General features: G+C 48.9%; 9 protein-coding genes and 1 pseudogene. 4 read left to right on the forward strand and 6 right to left on the reverse strand.

Features of this window, described 5'->3' with window-relative positions:
• Positions 1 to 767 precede the first annotated feature (767 nt).
• On the forward strand, positions 768 to 1,910 hold the full coding sequence (locus BZJ17_RS14680) for an efflux RND transporter periplasmic adaptor subunit (protein WP_077641211.1): 1,143 nt from the start codon (positions 768 to 770) through the stop codon (positions 1,908 to 1,910).
• A complete protein-coding gene (locus BZJ17_RS14685) occupies positions 1,903 to 5,028 on the forward strand; it encodes an efflux RND transporter permease subunit (RefSeq protein WP_077641212.1) in 3,126 nt (1,041 codons plus the stop codon). Before BZJ17_RS14680 ends, BZJ17_RS14685 begins: the two co-directional genes overlap by 8 nt.
• Here BZJ17_RS14685 and BZJ17_RS14690 read toward each other — a convergent pair.
• The 3 genes and pseudogenes from BZJ17_RS14690 to sohB form a co-directional block, all read right to left on the reverse strand.
• Positions 5,015 to 5,938, reverse strand: a complete 924-nt coding sequence (locus BZJ17_RS14690; protein WP_077641213.1) for a TIGR01212 family radical SAM protein — start codon at positions 5,936 to 5,938, stop codon at positions 5,015 to 5,017. The genes BZJ17_RS14685 and BZJ17_RS14690 overlap by 14 nt on opposite strands.
• Before the next feature lie 141 nt (positions 5,939 to 6,079).
• Positions 6,080 to 8,180 (reverse strand): annotated as a pseudogene (locus tag BZJ17_RS14695) (type I DNA topoisomerase).
• 399 nt (positions 8,181 to 8,579) lie between these two features.
• The gene (sohB, locus tag BZJ17_RS14700; protein ID WP_077641228.1) at positions 8,580 to 9,632 is read right to left on the reverse strand and encodes a protease SohB; all 1,053 of its coding nucleotides are present in this window, start codon (positions 9,630 to 9,632) and stop codon (positions 8,580 to 8,582) included.
• 125 nt (positions 9,633 to 9,757) lie between these two features.
• Here sohB and BZJ17_RS14705 point away from each other — a divergent pair, with 125 nt between their 5' ends.
• Positions 9,758 to 10,501 carry a YciK family oxidoreductase gene (locus BZJ17_RS14705; protein ID WP_069590141.1) on the forward strand — a complete coding sequence of 248 codons (744 nt, stop codon included), beginning with the start codon at positions 9,758 to 9,760 and terminating at the stop codon, positions 10,499 to 10,501.
• A gap of 43 nt (positions 10,502 to 10,544) precedes the next feature.
• Here the strand turns inward: BZJ17_RS14705 and BZJ17_RS14710 are convergent, their stop codons facing one another.
• The 3 genes from BZJ17_RS14710 to rluB form a co-directional block, all read right to left on the reverse strand.
• Complete coding sequence (locus tag BZJ17_RS14710) at positions 10,545 to 12,680, reverse strand: TonB-dependent siderophore receptor (RefSeq protein ID WP_077641214.1); 2,136 nt, start codon at positions 12,678 to 12,680, stop codon at positions 10,545 to 10,547.
• A gap of 83 nt (positions 12,681 to 12,763) precedes the next feature.
• A complete protein-coding gene (locus tag BZJ17_RS14715) occupies positions 12,764 to 13,663 on the reverse strand; it encodes an AraC family transcriptional regulator (RefSeq protein WP_206744523.1) in 900 nt (299 codons plus the stop codon).
• Between the two features lie 179 nt (positions 13,664 to 13,842).
• Positions 13,843 to 14,826, reverse strand: a complete 984-nt coding sequence (gene rluB, locus BZJ17_RS14720; RefSeq protein WP_077480182.1) for a 23S rRNA pseudouridine(2605) synthase RluB — start codon at positions 14,824 to 14,826, stop codon at positions 13,843 to 13,845.
• A gap of 311 nt (positions 14,827 to 15,137) precedes the next feature.
• Between rluB and dhaR the strand changes: the two genes are divergently transcribed.
• Positions 15,138 to 17,063: a dihydroxyacetone kinase operon transcriptional regulator DhaR gene (gene dhaR, locus BZJ17_RS14725; protein ID WP_077641215.1), complete on the forward strand. Its 1,926-nt coding sequence runs from the start codon at positions 15,138 to 15,140 to the stop codon at positions 17,061 to 17,063.
• The last annotated feature ends 7 nt before the right edge of the window (positions 17,064 to 17,070 follow it).

The raw sequence follows: 17,070 nt of genomic DNA on the forward strand, positions 1-17,070 counted from the left end.
AAACATCAACATAATCTTATTTTTTGATGCAAAAAATATGATAGAGGGCAAGATTCTGACAGTTTCATGACATAGATCTTACTTTCAATGAAACCACCGATAAGAATATAAATAACTGATTTATATAATAAAAAATAAATTTACGGCCAACATGACATAGGGTTCACGCTCCTGAGAGCTTGTCATCACAACCTTAGGCTTTTAATGCATAGCCTTCAACGCCTCACCGCTTAACTGACAAAAACGCTCCTGAGAGCTTGTCATCACAACCTTAGGCTTTTAATGCATAGCCTTCAACGCCTCACCGCTTAACTGACAAAAAACCCAGTAAAAACTGACGTAAAACCTCACAACTTGTTTAACGTTACAAATAAATGGCTTATTAAAACGATCTAAAACTCTGTTAATTTACAACATAAATTATTTAATGACGCTTTTTAGCCGTGATCACCCGCACTAATTGATGAAACATGAAATTTTAAAACGAAAAATAAGTACAGCTAATCAAAACCGTCCAACCATGTGCAACAGACGATAATAAGGATCGTCCGCTTAATTGAGACGTATCGCTAAACATGGCGATGGGCATGAACACATTACGGATGACAGGCAAAACGAATTAAACCATAAAAAACAAGACCATCATCAAAGGTTCATGGCGAACGTAGTCCGTCAAACGGTGTTGCGTGATAAGTTGGTCAATACTTAACAGAGAAATCAGACACGTCGCATGTAACGTCAACCAGCTAAAAAGGGATCCACTGTAAATGAAAGGACTTCGTTGGGTTGCGCCACCACTTATTCTTGCCCTTGGCTACCTCGCCTATACGGCAATCGCTGCGACTGAACCTCAAACTGAGGCAGACGTTGTTTCACAAGCCGCGCCAGTGGTAGAAACCCAAGTCATTTCTCCGATGCAACACCAAGTTGTACTCCGAGCACACGGTGAAGTAATGCCGGTTGAGGCCACTCAAATCGCGGCTCAGGTCTCAGGTGAAGTGGTCAGTTGGCATCCAAACTTTGTCGCTGGCGGTATTGTGAAACGTGGAGAAATCCTTTTTGCCATCGAACCGGATAATTATGAGGCTGCTGTGCTAAGCGCTGAAGCGGATCTCGCCAGTGCCAAAGCCGCGCTGATTGAAGAACAAGCGCAAGCCGCTGTCGCTCAGCGACAAGCAAAGACACTCCCCGCCTCACAAGTGACAGATTTATACTTGAGAAAGCCTCAAGTTCTCAGTGCACAAGCGCGCGTCAAATCCGCACAGGCTGCGCTCAAACGCGCACAGCGCGATCTTGCTAACTGTCAGGTGACAGCACCTTATGATGCCTTAGTAGTGTCTCGCGAAATCGGGGTTGGCCAATACATCAACATCGGCACGCCTGTCGCGACACTCAACAATATAGAATCAGCGGAGATTCATCTCCCCATTCCCGGCTTTGACAGTGCTTTTCTGCCGACGCAGTTGGCTGGTATCGGGGCCACTATTACACGTAACAGTGCACAACCCGTTTCTCGGCAAGGAAACGTCGTTAGAGATTTAGGGGTGGTTGAAAAGCGTACCCGAATGATGCAGGTGGTCGTAAGGCTTGATGACCCTTATGGGATCAATAGCGACGCAATGCCTCTTCCGTTCGGTAGCTATGTCGAAGTCACGTTTACGGGCACCACACTGAGTAACGTTTTTAAATTGCCTCAGGAGTTAATTCAGAATCGACAAGTTTGGGTGGTAAACGATAACAACGAGCTGATCCCACGGACGATACGAGTCGTCCGTACGGAAGGCGAATTTATGTTTGCCGACCAAGGTCTAGAGCCAAACGACAGGTTGGTCGTCACCCTACCGGAATTTCCAGAAAAGGGAATGACGGTGCGCCTCGCCTCTCAGGTAGCGGAGGCCAATGATGAGTGATTCGACACAATCACGTGGCCTGATCGCCTACTTTGCCCATAACCCGGTCGCCGCTAACCTGATCATGATTTTTATTATTGTGATGGGGGTTGCTAGCTACTTTTTTATCCAGCGTCAGATGTTCCCCAACATTGAAATCAATTATATCCATATCACCGCCGACTACCCTGGCGCCTCACCACAAGAAGTCGAAGAGAGTATCTTGGTCAAAGTGGAGGAAGCCATCAAAGATGTCAGCGGCATTGAGTCGGTGGTTTCTACGGCAAGGCGAGGCTATGGCCGCGTCGCGATTGAAGTCGATGTCGGCGAAGATCTCAACCTTGTCCTTGATAGAGTCAAACAAAAAGTCGATGCCCTATCTAACTTACCCGGCAATATGGAACCACTGACTGTCGCGCAAGTTGAGTTTCGACAAACAGTGATAAGCATGGCGGTGGTAGGCGATAAACCTCTCACCGAGCTTAAACCTGTGGCGCAGAAAATTGAAGATGAACTGCTCCAACTTGAAGACGTAACACTGGTTGAACTCAGCGCTCCTACCTATGAAATTGCGATTGAAGTCCCTCCACAGGTACTGCAGAAATACAATCTCACCTTGAATCAGGTCAGTGATGCTATCGCCCGTTATTCTGCGAACTTCTCTGCGGGTGAAGTGCGCACCAACAATGGCATGATCTCCATTCGGGTTGAGAACCAACGTTATCGTGGCGACGAATTCCGCTCGATTCCGATCAAAATTGGCCCCAATGGCAGCCGTTTGCTGCTTCAAGATATTGCCACTATCAAAGACGGCTTCACCGAAGGCGAGCTGTATTTTAAATACTCAGGGCAAAATGCCATTTTCTTAAATGTACAAGCGACAGCGTCCGAAAATATGGTGACGGTCGCCGACGCGGTTAACCAGTACATTGACGCCAAAAACCAGACCTTACCGCCAGGGTTAAAGCTAAAGTCGGTCGTTGATATGACCTACTACCTAAACGCTCGCCTCGATATGATGCTTAAAAACCTGCTCCAAGGGGCGGTGTTAGTTGCGCTGTTGCTTACCGTTTTCTTGCGTTTCAAGCTCGCGATGTGGGTAATGATTGGCCTACCAGTGTGCTTTTTAGGTGCCGTGATGTTAATGCCATTGATTGGCGTGAGCATCAATATTGTCTCGCTCTTCGCATTTATTATGGTGTTGGGGATTGTTGTCGACGATGCCATCGTGATCGGTGAAAGTGTCTACACCCAAGTTGAAAAAGTCGGCGGTGGCGTGGATAACGTGGTTAAAGGGGCACAACGCGTCGCGACACCCGCCACATTCGGCGTACTCACCACCATTGCGGTGTTCGCTCCCTTTATCATGTCCAGCGGCCCAGAGCGCGCCTTTTTCTTCGGTATCGCATCGATCGTTATGTTGTGTCTGGTGTTTAGCTTAATTGAATCTAAGCTGATTTTACCGGCTCACCTTGCACACACCCATTTTACGCCCCCCAAGCACCACAGTATAAGGGAGCGATTCAATCAACAGTTCCAACGTTTTATCCGTGGCCCGTACCAACGAGCAGTCACATTCTGCGTGCATTGGCGCTGGTCGGTGCTTGCCACCTTCATCACCCTGCTGGCGATTGCGATTGGTCTGGTTACTGCGAACCATGTGCGTATGGTGCCAACACCTAAAGTCCCGCATGACTTTCCCAGCATCAATCTGACCATGAATAACAATGCGTCCAGTGAACAAACCATTGACGCCCTCAAAGCTATCGAGAGCATGGTATATCGCGTTGATGACCAAATCGCGTTAGAAACTGGGCAGCACATCATTAAAGACACCCTCGTATTTAACGATGGGCGCACATCTGGCGAGTTGGTGATCCCCTTGGTCGATGACGACGTTCGTCCTTTCACCACCTTTGAGCTGTCTCGTCGTTGGCGCGAAGCAATGCCAGATATTCCCGGCGTGAAAACACTCACGATTCAGGATGATGTTAATGGCGGTGAAGACGGCGACGAGTTTGGCTATCTCCTGTTCGGACCCGATATCACTACCTTGAATCAAGCGGGGCGTGCACTGATGTCTCGACTTAATCAGCAGCCGGGTCTTTACGATATCTCCTCGTCAATTGACTCAGGGAGTCAAGAGGTGCTCATCTCACTCACACCCGTCGCTTATGATCTCGGGCTCGATCTGACCACCATTGCCACGCAGGTAGGAGGAAGCTTCTATGGCGGCGAAGCGCAACGGATGATCCGTGACGGCGAAGAGGTGAAAGTGATGGTACGTTACCCCAAACTCACCCGTGAAGCCTTCTCATCACTGCGCTATGCCATCATCACTACACCATCAGGTCAACAAGTGATGTTGGGAGATGTGGTGGAGCTAAAACAACAGCCGGGCGTGAACAGTTTACGACGAGAGGCGGGATTCCGTACCGTGTATGTGTATGGCGCGATCGACGAAGAGCAAGTGGAGCCTAGCGCGATTATCGACACCATCGATCAAGACATTATTCCCGATATTCTGGCACGTTATCCCGATGTCACCACCGAGCTAAGCGGCTCAATAGAAGAGCAGCAAGCCCAGCAAAACGAGCAGATCTTGTTCTTTATTGCGGGGATGATAGTGGTGTATGCCCTGCTCGCGGTGCCGCTAAAAAGCTACACGCAGCCGTTGATCATTATGTCCGTGATCCCCTTTAGCTTAACCGGCGCCATATGGGGGCACTATTGGTTTGATATCGATCTGAGCTTGATGTCGACATTTGGTCTGATCGCAGCTGCAGGTGTGGTGGTGAATGACTCCTTGGTGATGACGGATTACATCAATCGTGCTCGAGAAGCGGGAGTTGCGATTAAACAAGCGGTAATAGAAGCCGGTTGTGCGCGTTTTCGTGCCATTACGCTCACCTCTATCACCACCTTTGCAGGGGTACTCCCCATCATGTTTGAAACCAGCCTGCAGGCACGGTTCGTGATCCCCATGGCGGTCGCGCTCGGTTTTGCAGTGATGTTTGCGACCCTACTGACGCTATTCTTGGTCCCATGCTTGTATCTTATTTTACAAGACATTGGCCACCTTTTTCGCCGTCTTGCGGCGCGTTTGCTCCCCAAGCGTCATCACGCTAGCGAGGCATAAATGGCCGGCCGAGTGCTGCGCCTTGCGCCCCTGAGCTGTCCAGCTGGTTCGCGATTGCCGTCATCGCGAGCCAGCGGTTCTCGCACCATAAAGGGGCCAGCAATGTAGGTGGACGGGCACTGGCAGACACACGATGATATACCACCTCTGGCGGTGTTCGCTGGATCATCATGGTCGCACTGCGTACATAGTCGTCTAAAGACATCGCAAACTGACGCCCTGCTCGCCACGCCTTCGCCATGGTACTGCCTTCAACAATATGCAATGGGTGGAGCTTGATCCCATCCGTCCCGACACTCACGACCCGATCAATGGTTTGCTGATGTGCCGCCAAGTCTTCGCCTGGTAAGCCTACGATCAAATGGGTACAGACTTTTATCCCCAACGCACGCGCCTGCTGGGTAACAGCTTCATAGACGGCAACATCATGGCCGCGATTAATGCGCTTTAGGGTTTTATCATGAGCGGTTTGTAAGCCAAGCTCTAACCAAACCTCAAACCCTTGTTGGTGATAGTCTGCCAACAACGCCAATACGGCCTGTGGCACACAATCAGGGCGTGTACCGACACAGAGCCCCACCATGTTTTCTCGTGCGAGTGCTTGCTCGTACAAGGCTTTTAAGCGTGTGACTTCGTCGTAAGTACTGGTATAGGCCTGAAAATAGGCAAGGTAGCGTCGAGCGCGATCAACTTCTTTAGCCCGTTGCTGCAATTGCTGGCTTACCGAGCCATGCTGAGCCTGCTCATCGGCAAACGAAGCCACATTGCAAAATGTGCACCCGCCTCGCCCAAGTGTGCCATCACGATTGGGACAGCTAAAACCGCCATGCAATGTGAGCTTATGAACACGTTCGCCATAACGATATTTTAAGTCTTGGCCCAGTGTATTGACTAATTGATGAAGCTCCATATGGCCTCAGAGAAAAAATGAAAGGCGGCATTTTAGCAATTGGTATCGACAAGATATTGGGACGGATCAAGCAAAGGTTCACTCATGCCTACAACAAAAAAACCCGCCGTACTGGCGGGTTTGAATCACAAGCGCTGTGGCTTAGTCAGCCTTGGTTTTTTTCTTACGTTTGTCGGTGACTTCCCACTGACCATCAACAAAAAACGCTGACCAACCTGTCGGTTTTCCGTCTTCTTCACTGCGCACATAGTTTTCTTTTGTTTTGCGCGCAAAGCGAACCACTGTCGGACGTCCGTCCGGATCTTCCTGCGGCGCATCTGCTAAGTATTTGAACTTATCAGAAATACGGTCTTTAAAGCGGTGAAGCTCTTCAACCAAAGGTGCGCGCGTTTCACGAGATTTCGGGAAGTTACTCGCGGCCATAAATAGGCCCGATGCACCATCACGCAACACGAAATACGCATCCGAGTTTTCACACGGTAACTCAGGGAAATGCACGGGATCTTCTTTCGGTGGAGCAATCTCACCATTTTTGAGGATCTTACGCGTGTTCTTACATTCCTCGTTAGTACAACCCATGTATTTACCGAAACGGCCATTTTTCAGCACCATATCGCTACCACACTTGTCGCACTCAACGACCGGGCCATCGTAGCCTTTTGGCTTGAATTCACCTTTTTCGACCACATAACCTTCACAGCTTGGGTTATTACCACAAACGTGCAGTTTTCGGTGCTGGTCGATCAGGTAAGAATCCATGGCGGTTTCGCAAATCGGACAACGCTTCATCGCTCGAAGATCGGCCGTTTCAACGTCTTCCTCAAGCACGTTGACAATACCATCTTCATCCATCAGGTTGATGGTGGTTTTACAACGCTCTTTCGGTGGTAACGCGTAGCCTGAACAACCAAGGAATACCCCTGTCGACGCGGTACGAATACCCATTTTACGGCCACAGGTTGGACAGTCGATATCTGTCATCACCATGTAGTTGGGCTTCATCCCACCGTCGTCTTCGTCTTGCTCTGCGGTTTCCAGCTCCGACGTAAAGTCGGCAAAGAAGTTATCTAGCACTGCCTTCCAATCGATATCACCGACGGCAATTTTGTCTAACGACGCTTCCATCCGCGCGGTAAAATCATAATCCATCAGATCAGCAAAGCTATGGTTGAGTCGATCGGTCACAATTTCGCCCATCTTCTCAGCGTAAAAGCGACGGTTTTCAACCCGCACATACCCGCGGTCTTGAATGGTGGAAATGATAGACGCATAGGTCGATGGTCGACCGATCCCTCTCTTTTCAAGCTCTTTTACCAGTGCGGCCTCAGTAAAACGTGCCGGTGGCTTGGTAAAGTGCTGCTTAGGATCAAGCTGCTCTAACTTGAGGGTTTCACCCACATCGACAGCCGGTAAGGTTTGATCCTCGTTCTTACCCATGCTCAAGCGCCGACACCGCCGCCATGGCCTGATCTTTGTTCTTCGGCTTGAACGCCTTGCCGTTTTGTTGTGCCACCAGCAAGCGAAGTGCCTGTGCGTTCGGCGTTAGGGTATCCGCATGCACATCCCAGAATTCCTCTGGAATAAAGGCTTTAATCTCATGCTCGCGTTCAACCAGCAGTTTTACCGCCACCGACTGAACACGACCCGCCGATAGGCCTCGCGCAACTTTTTTCCACAGCAACGGCGAGACCATAAACCCGACGACACGGTCGAGGAAACGGCGGGCTTGCTGCGCATTGACGCCATCAATATTGACATCGCCCGGTGTTTCAAAGGCTTGTGTAATCGCATTTTTGGTGATTTCGTTAAACACCACGCGTTTGAAGCGATCATGGTCGCCACCGATCAGTTCCCGCAGGTGCCAAGCAATGGCTTCCCCTTCGCGGTCCAAATCCGTTGCGAGATAAACGTGATCCGCTTTCTCCGCTAGCTGCTTGAGTTCGGCAACCACTTTCTCCTTACCCGGCAGGACTTGGTATTTCGCTTGCCAACCATTGTAAGGATCGACGCCCATCTTGTTGATGAGCGCCTTCTTTTCTTTTTCTTTCTTGATTCGCGCTTTTTCTTCGGCGCTGAGCCCTTTCGTTGACACTGGAGCGGCTTTTTTGCCGCCCTGCGTCGAACCAGTTGGCAGGTCACGAACATGCCCGACACTCGACTTCACGATGAAGTCTTTGCCGAGGTATTTGTTGATCGTTTTCGCCTTTGCTGGGGACTCCACGATGACGAGAGATTTGCCCATAATGACCTAATGTACGCCCTTTGCGCTAAAAACTGTCGATAATTCGTTGCGTTGCAAACTCATGATAGTGAGCAAGACGCTTTCTGTTTTACAATATTGAGCGAGTCTGACCGAATATCAACTAAATTCGCAGTAAAACACGCTGATTGCTTGTCCCTTCCACAATTGTTAGTTAATTGTGATCATTTATTGTGGTCCATCTTTTAAAGACAGATTCGGGAAAAAACGCGCTAATCATTACCATTGCGACCCGATAAATAGCCAAACAGAAACGATAATTTTTGGCTTGGCTCACAATATTTGTGTGTTTTGACTCCAATCATAGCCAATATTTTGCTCACTCCACGGTTGAAACCACACCATCACGGTGAAACGTGATGGTGTGGTGCCAAACAAGCGTTAAATCAAGGGACGCTGGCCGCGGCTGATCCATTTAAGTAACACGCGATCAGCAACCTCTGCTGAGGCGCCTGCAAGCTTTTCTGCGATGTTTTTACGCTGATGATAGCTCACCGCAAGGACATGACGCTCGCTGTTTGCCGCCTCAAATAAATATTCATCGCTGGTACTCACCGCATCGATAAGACCCAAATCAATGGCTTGATTACCGAACCAATGCTCACCCGTTGCCACGGCATCCACATTTAATGTCGGACGATGCTCAGTGATAAACCCTTTGAAAAGGTCGTGGGTTTCTTCTAACTCGGTTTGGAATTTTTCACGTGCTTTATCCGTGTTTTCACCAAACATCGTCAGGGTGCGCTTAAATTCACCGGCGGTCAGTTGCTCAAACTCGATATCGTTCTTCTTCAGTAACTTATTAAAGTTTGGTAATTGCGCAATCACACCAATTGACCCGATGATGGCAAACGGTGCTGCAATGATTTTATCCGCCACACACGCCATCATATAGCCACCGCTGGCGGCGACTTTATCGACCGAAATGGTCAAACGCACGCCCGCTTTCCGAATTCTTGCTAACTGCGAAGCGGCAAGACCATAGCCATGCACCATGCCCCCGCCACTTTCTAGACGCACCAACACTTCATCGTCAGATGTCGCCACCGCGAGAATGGCAGAAATTTCCTCGCGTAACCCTTCCACTTCACGGGCATCGATACTGCCCTTAAAGGTCAGTACAAACAATCGCGGCTCTCGTGACGAGTTGTGCTCGCTGTCTTTCTTCGCCGCGGCTTTTTGGGCTTTCTTTTCCGCCTTCTTGGCTTTTTTCTCTGCCTTATCACGCGCCTTTAGCTCAGCCTCATTGTAAAGGTGGTGTTCCAGTGCTTCACGATGATGCTTAAAGCTCTCAGTCAGATCGGTGATCTTCAGGCTCCCCTTTTGTCCGCCCTTGTCGTTCGCGGCACGAACCAGGGCAACCAGTACCACTGCAGCCACTAAAAAGGTGATGACTTTGGCCAAAAACAGCCCATAATCCGCAATAAATTCCAATGTTGTATCCTCTTTGTCTCGCTTTGGTGGCAATGCCTTAATACAGCGCATCACGCGCTTGGTTGTCACACATCACCCGCAACCTTACAATAATCTACGTTTAACAATAAATAAGGATTTGTATCGTGGAATATCAAGTTACCTCAAATGCCCTAGCAGGTCGCGTCATTTTAGTGACCGGTGCAGGCGCAGGTATTGGCCGTCAAGCCGCATTAAGTTACGCCGAAAAAGGCGCAACGGTTATTTTGCTGGGCCGTACTGTGAAAAAGCTTGAAGCCGTATACGACGAGATTGATGCGATGGGCGCGCCACAGCCAGCCATTATCCCATTGGATATGCTCGGCGCCACGCGTCAGCATTACATGGATATGGCCGATACCATCGAGCAACAGTTTGGTCGCTTAGATGGCGTATTGCATAACGCGGGGCTACTTGGCGTACTCAGCCCTTTTGACCAAATTGATGAGAAGTCGCACGATGATGTCATGCAGGTGAACGTCAAAGCGACCATGCTAATGACACAAGCCCTACTCCCGTTGCTGAAAAAGTCGGATGACGCGCGCATTGTATTTACCACATCAACGGTAGGCCACCAAGGTCGTGCTTATTGGGGCAGTTATGCGATATCTAAGTTTGCAACCGAAGGTATGATGCAAGTACTGGCGGATGAAATGTCTGACACCAAGGTCCGTGTTAATGCTATCAACCCGGGTGGCACCCGCACCAGCATGCGAGCCAGCGCGTTCCCCGGCGAGGATCCACAAACACTGAAAACCCCACTCGATATTATGCCGCTGTATATTTACCTGATGGCGCCAGAAGGTATTAACGAGCACGGTCAGTGTATTGATGCACAACCGAAACGCTAATCGATAACGCCCCAATACTGGGGCGATTTTCGTGTTTCACTGGTTAAAAATCGACGCTGAGCTTGGCCTTGATATTTCGCTCATCGCCATACCAACAGTTCAACTCATCAAAACAGCTATATGTGGTCTTATCGAACAAGTTCGTTGCAGATAGCGACACATTTGCCCCCGAAAGCGACGAGGAAAGCTGCGATAAGTCATAGCGAATCGCGGTATCAAACACCGTATAATCCGGGACGGTAAAGGTATTGTTGGCGTTACCCTGTGACTCACCGACATAACGCGCACCAACACTAACTCGAGTCCCCGCACTGACTTGATGATTCAGCCATGCACTGGCAGTTTGCTCTGGCACCCAAACAGGCGTTTTTCCCTCAAGATTAGGGTCGTCCGTAATTTCCATATCCATGTAGCCGTAAGTCAGTGACACGTCTGTGTCCACACTCAGCGCGTGATCGAGGGAGACTTCTATCCCACGAGACCGAATTTCACCGGTTTGAATTTTCGCATAGGAGTCGTTAGGATCATTGACCAAGGCATCCTGTTTTTTGAGCTCAAACAGCGCCAAATTGAATCCCGTCGTGCCATCTAGTGAAAGATATTTAAGCCCCGCTTCCCATTGTTTCCCCGTGGATGGGTCAAATACGTTACCGCGATTATCCATATCCGTGGGTTCAAAACTTTCTGAGTAGCTGAGATAAGGCGATATACCGTTGTTAAATTGATACATTGCCCCAGCACGAAATGCTAAATTGTAGTGGCGAATTGTTTTATCTGAACCACTGGGTATCCCCGCATACAGGGTACGTTGATCGTCTTTTAACTCATATTCATCGTACCGCGCACCGGCAAGTAAAACCCATTGTTTCCAAAGGATTTGATCCTGAGCATAGATGCCCGTCTGCGCCACCTCGATATCGTGCTGATCTTGATAAACAAAGGTCAGGGTGCTTGGGTCAACTTGATGGTTATTGGGGTGAAAAATATCAATATCCGGCACTACACCCGCTAACGTGTCGTCATAGCTAACATCAGAAGACATATTCTGATAATCGAGTCCAAATAAGGTGTAATGTTGCGCTTTCCCCCAACGCAAATCTCCTGATAGCTGGGTGTCGACAACCCAAGACGTCATAGATTCGTCGGTAAGATAGGCATTGCGCGGGTAGTGCTGACCATCGCTGCTCTTCTGGTGATACATGTTTTTTTGCAGTAAATCTGCATCCGTGTAGCGTGCTGTGTGAAGCACTGACCAATCGGCAGAGAGCTGATGCTGCACCTTGTATCCGAGCATCAAGAATTCTCGGTCGTAGGTGTTCCAATGATTATCACCGGAGAAACTATCGCTCGATAAGCGGCCTTTGTCACTGTGCAATACCGAGCCTTTAGCGGGTAATGAAGTATAAATCCCCGCCGCCGGATCCGCTTGGTAATAAAGGTTAACGTTCACCAAGGTATCTGGCGACACCCGCCAATCTAACGATGGGGCAACCACATACCGCTCTTCTTCCGAGTCACCCGCCTGACCGTCTTTTTGCCGAGCCAGTGCCACCATTCGATAGGCCAGTGAGGTATCTGATATTGCCCCCGTACTGTCGACCGACACTTCACGCAACGCGTCCGAATCGGTACTCACCGCCACGCGATGTGCAGCTTGCTGTTGCGGCGTTTTGGCTATCATATTCACCATGCCACCCGGTGGAATATTCCCGTATAACACCGACGTCGGCCCTTTAAAAACTTCGACTTGTTCGATGGCAATCGGATCGATTTGCGGCTGCAAATTCCACGTGTTGTAAGGCACTGCGAGACCATCAAAGAAGTTTTGATAGTTAATAAAGCCCCGAATATTAAACAAATCGAGGCGCGTCACTGCCCCACCTCGCAACTCCGTATTAACGCCAGGGGTGTAGCGCACTACTTCACTTAATGAGCTGGCTTGGCGCTGCTCGATAGTGTCTCGGTCGATGACGGTAACCGCTTGAGGCGTCTCTTCTGGTGCCAGTACTGTTTTAGTGGCAGTATTTCGGTAGGTATCGCCCAGCACTTGAATGGTTTCAATATCACTCTGTTCATTCTCAGCATGGGCCAATGCACTGGTAAGTGTCCCCATGATAACAAGTGCTAACGGCGAGCGTCGCCAACCATTGGCGAATACGCGAGATGTTGGTGCCTGCATTAAAACGTCCTTCTTACAACTCAAACAACTTAAATGGAAAACGAAATCATTCGCATTGTAAGGACAGGACTGATAAAAACTGTTCAATTTGGTGCAAAGTGTGTGGTGTCGAGCGGCACCCAATAGTGCATCACAGCGTGCTTATCGGCAGGCTGATAGTGTGGAGGATAAACCTCTAACTCAACCCCGTCGGTACATGTGTAGCCAGATTGAGGCAGCCAGTGGTAGATAAAAGCCTTAAGCGTTTCCGGCAATGCACTCACCGGGCCAGTATGTGTGATCACCGCATAGGTTGTGGCAGGGATTATCCAGTGAGTAATCGCATTGTCTTCAGGCGGATGCATTGTGATTTGACCGGCTAAATAGGGTAAAGGCTCACCCAGTGTCTCCGCTTGGGTAACGTTAATCGCGCCAATACTCTCACACTCACCGGCGTACCATAATGACTGATGGACGTGTTGCCAAAGCTCAGGCACGACATGGGTAAAGTCGGGCTGTGATGAAAATAATCCTCGAATATAGCCAAGCTGGCCTACCAGGTGCATTGGCTCTCGCGTTTTAATATGCACAGACAGCCAAGATGGTTGAGAGGTTGTCAGACTAGCAATATGCATCGGTGTGCGAATACCATCCATCACGCCGCGCTGCCGATAGTGACGCGGGGTCATACCAAAATGTTGCCTAAATGCACGCGAGAAGCTCGCCTCGGAGCCAAAGCCATACATCAACGCAATATCAATGACACGGCTTTGACCCATGACAAGCTGTTGCGCCGCTTGCCCGAGTTTTAGCTCTCGTACGTAGTGCGCAACATTGACCCCAGTTTGTTCCGAAAAAACTCGCTGCAACTGCCAACGTGACCAGCAACTTAACGCGGCTAGGTCTGCCACATTTAAGGGTTGATCAAGGTTGGCATGAATATACGCCAACACACGTTCGATTCGGTTAAAACGTGTGGCGATGTGCTGCTCGGCCGCTTTCATCACATCCATTTACTAATAAAACGATAAGTAGCACATTATCACAAACAAGAATCGTTATCATGTGGATAAAAGTAGAATGAGAGGCAATGCAGGTTGAAGAAAGGTAAAAACAGCGCATAAAAAACCCGGCAGGTGCCGGGCTTCAGGTAACACTTTTTTAAATGCCGCTCTATAAAACGTCATTTGCGGGTGCGCGGTTTACCTTTGCCACGCGGCGCGCCTGCTCGAGGGTTGCCTTGTTTAGGCTTAGGTCCACTGCCTTTCGGCCCACCAGCGGGTGCGTTACCACGACGCGCTTGGCGCGCTTTTTTCGGTTTGCTATCGGAATCAATACGTTCTTCATAGCGGCGAACAGCACGGCGAATCTTCTGACGCGATTTTTTGCGCTTCTGATCCTCTGGGGTGATCACTGTTTGCGATTCTGGTTTCATTTCAACCATTTCTCGCAAGTAGTTCACTTCTTTCAGCTCCATCTCGCGCCAGCCACCACGTGGCAAGTCTTTCTCGAGATAGATATCGCCGTAACGCACACGCTTCAAACGGCTCACCGTCACCCCTTGGGTTTCCCACAAACGGCGCACCTCACGGTTGCGTCCCTCGGTGATCACCACATAGAAGGTATGATTCATGCCTTCGCCACCCGCGTAAACAACGTCCTCAAAACGCGCTACGCCGTCTTCTAGCTCAACACCAGAGACAAGATTACGCACCATGTCTTCGTTCACCTCACCAAATACACGTACCATGTATTCACGCTGCACTTGGCGGCTTGGGTGCATTAATCGGTTTGCTAATTCACCATCAGTGGTAAATAGTAACAAGCCTGAGGTGTTTGCATCCAGACGACCGACAGCAACCCAACGGGCGTCTCTTAGCTTAGGAAGACGATCGAAGACAGTGCGGCGACCTTCTGGATCGCTACGCGTACACAATTCGCCTTCCGGTTTGTTGTATGCGAGGACTCGACACACAGACTCAGAAGGCGCACTTAGTTGAACAGGATGACCGTCTACACGCACCAGCGCACTCGGATCATCAAGACGATCGCCAAGCTTGGCAACCACACCGTTCACACTCACACGCCCTGATTGGATATAGCTTTCCATCTCACGACGTGAACCTACGCCAGCACGCGCTAGCACCTTCTGCAATTTTTCGCTCATGTTTGTYTTACCTTACTGTCGCCTTCACAGGCGTCAAAAACGGAGTTGCTTTCGTTATCAGTACGCAGTTATGCAGCCACCATAAAAACGAAGCAATAGGCGCTGATGAACCTCTACTGACTCGGCCTCAATAATACATCAGTGTGTGATATACGCATAGAAAAATACTCAGAACCTCACCTCGATTGAAGCAGAGACAATGCAAATTTCATTGGGATTATCATCCTGACTATCGACGTGAAAGGTGTCACATTCATAGATAGCCTGTCGTTGTAGCATTCGCTTATTCATGACGTTTGCTGGCGCCAAGCATGCATACAATCAAAGATAGCAAAACTAAGTGGGCATTTTTCCAGAAACACCATTGGGTATCTCCAGAGTTTTCTCGTACCCCAGTCCTCGAGTCTTGGGAGCGTTGTATAAAACAATGCAGCCCGTATACCTGGTCGAAACCACATATTGCCTCTGGCTTTACGTTCTCATCTTTGATGAAACGTAACGAATACCTCATCGAATGCGCCACAACTGTACTTGAAGATACTTACGATATGCTTGGGGACGAAGAGGTATTACTGATAATCACCGATAGCAACGGCTGCATCCTTTCCGCTGTGGGTCACAATTCGATGCGACAAGAGATGCAAGGACTCGGTATCAAACAAGGTTGTTTTCTTTCTGAAGGCAAGATTGGTACGCACGCAGTCAGCCTTTGTGTCAACACTCATACACCATGTGAAGTCTTCGCTGCAGAGCATTTTAATTGTCACTTACACCCTTATGCCTCTGTCGCCGCGCCTATTTTTGATCAACTTGGCAAGCTACGCGGGACAGCGTGTCTGATTCAAAGAGCAACGCACTACAAGAAAGAGCGGTTAATCATCATCGCATCAAGCGCAAAAGAAATTAGCTTACAAATCCATATTCAGTCAGAACAAGAAAACATTAACCGCCTTACTTGCGCGCACAACGCAACACTCGAGTGCATGGATGACGGCCTTCTGGCATGGGATGAAGAAAATCGTATCACCATGGTGAATCATCAATCAGAGCGCTTGTTGAATATAAAAGCCAGCCAAGTTTTGGATAAAGAAATATTTTCAGTTTTACGCTTCCCACCGAATGTCCTCAATAGTATCGAGTCAGGTGCGACTATTAACCGCAAGCTCACAACAGTAGAGGTTCGTGGCGAGTTTGTGGAGGCCATCATCACACTACGTCCACTCAAGGACGGCACCCATTTATTGTTTTTACATCCTATCGATAAAATTCGTGAGCTTGCGCAACAACAAATTGGAGGCAGTGCGCGCTATACGTTCAGCACCTTGCCCGTTATCTCACGAAAAATGAAACACGTTATTACCTTGGCAAAACGAGCCATAAAGTCAAAATCACCGATCCTAATCACTGGCGATGAGGGAGTAGGAAAAGCTACTCTTGCTATGGCGATTCATAATGAAAGTGCATACAAGGAGGGGCCATTTATTACTCTTAACTGCCGCTCAATCAATACAGAGCAACTGGTCAAAGAAACCCTTGGCTACGATGAGGGACAAGGTATGCCCTCTAAATTTGAGCTCGCCCATGGAGGTACTTTGTTTTTAGAAAAAGTCGAACACTTGTCGCCCGATTTACAAGCCGTATTACTCAAATTGCTAAAAACTCGTCTAACCAGCCGCAGCGACAGTTTGCGATTAATTCCCGTTGACTTTCAACTGATCACAAGCACCGCTTCAGACATCAGTGAGTATGTCACTCAACGTTCGTTTGGTCGGCAACTTTACTATGAAATCTCCTCGAACGAGCTACATATACTGCCGCTAAGAAAGCGAAAAGAAGACATCGAGTACCTTGTCCAACAACTTATCAGCCACTACGAGCGCCGACACAACGTAACGATCTCGATAGAGCCGGCAGCTCTCGAGGCATTAATGAATTTTCGTTGGTCAGGCAATAATTCCGAATTAAGAAACCGAACTGAGCGCCTATTGCTTAACCGCCGTTCTAACTTAATCAAGCTGAGCGATATTCCAGAAGATATTAAGCTTAATACCCATCAGGCCACAAAACATCATCCCGTATATACCCTAGAAGAAGCAGAGAAAAGAGCCATCATCCACGCATGGAACCTGTACGATGGCAAAATGAGTGAAATGGCAAAAGCACTACAAATTGGGCGAACAACACTGTGGCGAAAGGTGAATAAGTTTGGATTGTTGGAACAAATGAAACAGTACTAAACCAAGA

Origin of the sequence: Salinivibrio sp. IB574 (assembly GCF_001996205.1) — a bacterium.
GTDB classification, from domain to species: Bacteria; Pseudomonadota; Gammaproteobacteria; order Enterobacterales; family Vibrionaceae; genus Salinivibrio; species Salinivibrio proteolyticus.

Bases quoted from the DNA above. Each gene is read 5' to 3' on its own strand.
- BZJ17_RS14680 (WP_077641211.1), top strand. From the start codon at position 768: ATGAAAGGACTTCGTTGGGTTGCGCCACCACTTATTCTTGCCCTTGGC.
- BZJ17_RS14685 (WP_077641212.1), top strand. From the start codon at position 1,903: ATGAGTGATTCGACACAATCACGTGGCCTGATCGCCTACTTTGCCCAT.
- BZJ17_RS14690 (WP_077641213.1), bottom strand. From the start codon at position 5,938: ATGGAGCTTCATCAATTAGTCAATACACTGGGCCAAGACTTAAAATAT.
- BZJ17_RS14710 (WP_077641214.1), bottom strand. From the start codon at position 12,680: ATGCAGGCACCAACATCTCGCGTATTCGCCAATGGTTGGCGACGCTCG.
- BZJ17_RS14715 (WP_206744523.1), bottom strand. From the start codon at position 13,663: ATGAAAGCGGCCGAGCAGCACATCGCCACACGTTTTAACCGAATCGAA.
- rluB (WP_077480182.1), bottom strand. From the start codon at position 14,826: ATGAGCGAAAAATTGCAGAAGGTGCTAGCGCGTGCTGGCGTAGGTTCA.
- dhaR (WP_077641215.1), top strand. From the start codon at position 15,138: ATGCATACAATCAAAGATAGCAAAACTAAGTGGGCATTTTTCCAGAAA.